Raw genomic sequence first — 3,650 nt, 5'->3', positions numbered from 1 at the left:
TGGCGCCGGTGGTAACGGTGGCGCCGGTGGCAACGGTGGTGCCGGTATTGACGGTGTGCTGGCCGGTGAAGACGGCGGCGACGCCGGTGACGGCGGTAACGGCGGTAACGGTGGTGCCGCGGGTGCTGCCGGTGCCGGTGGTGCCGGCGGTTGGATCGGTTCCAAGGGTCTGGCCGGTGCCGCCGGTGTCGGCGGTAACGGTGGTGCTGCCGGTATTGGTGGTAACGGTGGCGCTGGTGCTGATGGTGACGCGTCGAACCTCGATGGTGGTGCCGGTGGCCGTGGTGGTGACGCCGGTGTGGCCGGTAACGCCGGTGGTGCTGGTGGTGTCGCGGGTGCGGCGGCGACCGCCGGTGGTAACGGTGGCCGTGGTGGTGACGGCGCGGACGCGTTGGTGGCCGGTGGCAATGGTGGCGTGGGTGGTCGCGGTGGTGACGCGGGCAACCTGGGTAACGGTGGCGCTGGTGGTAACGGTGGCGCGGGTGCTGCGGGTGCGGCGGGCGCGACGGTCGGTGCTGATGGCACTGACGGTCAGGCCGGTGGTAACGGTGGCGCCGGTGGTGCCGGTGGTGCAGCCGGTTGGATGGGCGGTAACGGTGGTGCCGGTGGTGTCGGTGGCGCCGGCGCCACCGGTGGCGCTGGTGGTGCGGCCGCCGATGGTGCGGCGGGCCTGAACGCGGTGGCCGGCAGTGGTGCTGACGGTGGTGACGGTGGTGACGCGACCGGTACCGCGGGTAACGGTGGTGCTGGTGGCGTCGGTGGTGACGGTGGCGCTGGTGGCGCGTCGTCGAAGGGACTGGCCGGTGTGCACGGTGCCGGTGGTGTCGGTGGCGATGGTGGCGCCGGTGGTGCTGCGGGCAATGGTGGTACCGGTGGTGCCGGTGCCGGTGGTGGCCTGGCGGCGATCGCCGGTTTTGGTGGCAAGGGCGGTAACTCCAGCTCGACGGCCGGTGTCGGTGGTGCCGGTGGTGCCGGTGGTTCCAGCGGTGGTCTGCTGGCGGCCTCGGGTGCACAGGGTGACGCGGGTGCGGCCGGTAACGGTGGCGACGGTGGTGTCGGTGGCGCCGGGCAGATCCTGGGTGACGGCACGGTGCAGGCCGGTGGTAACGGTGGCGCCGGTGGCGACGCCATCGACAACGGCAACGGCGGTAACGGCGGCGCCGGCGGCCAAGGCGCAACCGGCATCGACGGCGAGACCGACCTCAGCGGCAACGGAACCGCTGGTGGCACCGGTGGCGTCGGCGGCAACGGTGGTGTCGGTGGCGCCGGTGGGCAGTTCTCCGGTGTCGGTGGTACCGGTGGAGCCGGTGGTACCGGTGGCACCGGCGGTAACGGCGGGGCGGCAGCAGACGCGACGGTTGCGGGCGGAACCGGTGGTACCGGTGGTGACGCCGGCGCCGGTGGACTCGGTGGCGACGGCGGCGCCGGTGGTGTCAGCCATGCCGGTGGTGACGGCGGCGCCGGTGGTGCGGCGGGCAACGGTGGCGCGGCCGGCCAGGCCGCGGCCGGCGGTAAGGGCCTGGGCGGCGGAGGCCTCGACGAGGCGGGCGCGGGCGGCCAGGGCGGTAACGGCGGCGTCGGGGGCGCGGCCGGCACGGCAGGCCTGGGAACAGACGGTGGCGCGGACGGCAGCGCCGGCAGCGTAGGTGCCGGAAGCGCCGGTGGCGCCGGTGGCGCTGGTGGCGACGGCATTGGTCTGGCCAGCGACGGCGTGACCGGTCAGGCCGGTGGCGCGGGTGGCGCTGGTGGTGACGCGGCCATTGACGGCAACGGTGGCGCCGGTGGTGCCGGAGGCCGTGGTGCGGACGGAACCAACGGAATCACCGACCTCTCCGGTAACGGCACCGCGGGCGGCAACGCCGGTGCGGGCGGCAAGGGCGGTGTCGGCGGTGCGGGCGGCAGCAACTCCGGTGACGGTGGCGCCGGTGGTGTCGGCGGTGCGGGCGGCATCGGCGGTAACGGTGGCGCGGCAGCTGACGCGACGGTCGCCGGTGCTGACGGCGGCAACGGTGGCGACGCCGGCTTCGGTGGCGCCGGTGGCGCGGGCGGCGCGGGCGGTACCGCGGCGAACGGCACCGGCGGTGTCGGCGGCGACGGCGGTAACGGTGGTGCGGCCGGTCTGGCGGCGGCCGGCGGAACGGGCCTCGGTGGCAACCACCAGGACGCGGCCGGCAACGGCGGTAGCGGCGGAAACGGCGCCGACGGAGGCGCGGGCGGTAAGGCAGGCGCCGGCGGTGTCGGTGTTGACGGTGGCGCGGCCGGTACGGCAGGCCAGGCAGGCCTCAGCAGCGACGGTGCGAATGGTGGCGCCGGTGGTGACGGCGTCGGGCTGGCCAGCGACGGCCTGACCGGACAGGCCGGTGGCAACGGTGGCGCCGGCGGAAACGCGGCAAGCATCGGCAACGGTGGCGACGGCGGATTCGGTGGTATCGGTGCGACCGTGGCCGGGCTGACCGACATCAGCGGCAACGGGACCGCCGGCTTCGTCGGCGGCGCGGGCGGTAACGGTGGTACCGGCGGTACCGGTGGATCGACCTCTGGTAACGGCGGTGCCGGTGGCCACGGCGGTGCCGGTGGTAACGGCGGTGCCGGTGGTGCCGGGGCGGACGCAACGGTGGCCGACACAGCGGGTGGTCACGGTGGCGACGCGGGTGCCGGTGGCCAGGGCGGTAGCGGCGGCCAGGGTGGCTCGGCCAGCCAAGGCGTCGGTGGTGTCGGCGGTGACGCCGGTAACGGTGGTGACGCCGGTATCGCAGGTGCCGGTGGTGTGGGCCTCGGCGGTGGCGGCGCCACCAATGCCGGTGCCGGTGGTAACGGTGGTTCCGGATCGATTGGTGGTGCCGCAGGTGCGGTCGGGGTCGGTGGCCTCGGCCTCGAGGGCGGTGCCCACGGTGCTGCCGGCGCTGCGGGCGCCGGCAGCGACGGCGGTGCGGGTGGCGCCGGTGGCGCCGGTGCGGGTCTGATCAGTGCGACCAACACCGGGCAGGGCGGCGGCGCCGGTGGCGTCGGCGGCAGCGGCGGCGTGACCGGCAACGGCGGTGCCGGTGGTGCGGGTGGCGCCGGTGCGACGGTCCATGGCATCACCGCGGGCGACGGCAACGGGACCGACGGTGCCGACGGTGGTCTCGGTGGCCAGGGTGGCGCCGGTGGTGTCGGCGGGTCGCTCGCCGGTAACGGTGGCGCCGGCGGCAACGGCGGCGCAGCCGGACACGGCGGTAACGGCGGTCACGGCGCGGACGGAACAGCGGGTATTGCCGCCGCCGCCGGCAGTGGCGGCGACGGCACCGACGGTGGCGACGCCGGAAACGGCGGCACCGGCGGTAACGGCGGTAACGGCGGTAACGGCGGCGCCGGCGGTACTTCGGCCCACGGTGTGGCGGGTCTTGAGGGTGTCGGCGGGGCCGGTGGTAACGCCGGCGACGCCGGAAATGCGGGCAACGGTGGTGCCGGTGGTGCCGGTGCCGGCGGCGGTGCGGGCCTCAAGGCCGGCAGCGGCGGCGACGGCGGTCAGGGCGGTGTCCGCGGGGTCGCGGGTGGCAACGCCGGAGTCGGCGGCTGGAACGCCAGCGCAACCGAGCAGGCTGCCGGTGGAGCCGCGGGTGCCCTGGCGACCGGCGGTAACGGTGGCGCCGGTGGTGCCGGCGGTGTCG

At 75.5% G+C, this 3,650-nt stretch carries 1 pseudogene; it reads left to right on the top strand.

The features are described 5' to 3' along the window. A pseudogene (locus LI92_RS24670) lies at positions 1 to 1,420 on the top strand (hypothetical protein); the annotation flags it as partial. Between the last annotated feature and the right edge of the window lie 2,230 nt (positions 1,421 to 3,650).

It is taken from the genome of Mycobacterium sp. UM_Kg1, assembly GCF_000972925.1.
GTDB lineage: Bacteria > Actinomycetota > Actinomycetes > Mycobacteriales > Mycobacteriaceae > Mycobacterium > Mycobacterium hiberniae.
The sequence above is the reverse complement of the archived record's forward strand: the minus strand, read 5'-3'. Positions and strand labels throughout refer to the sequence as shown.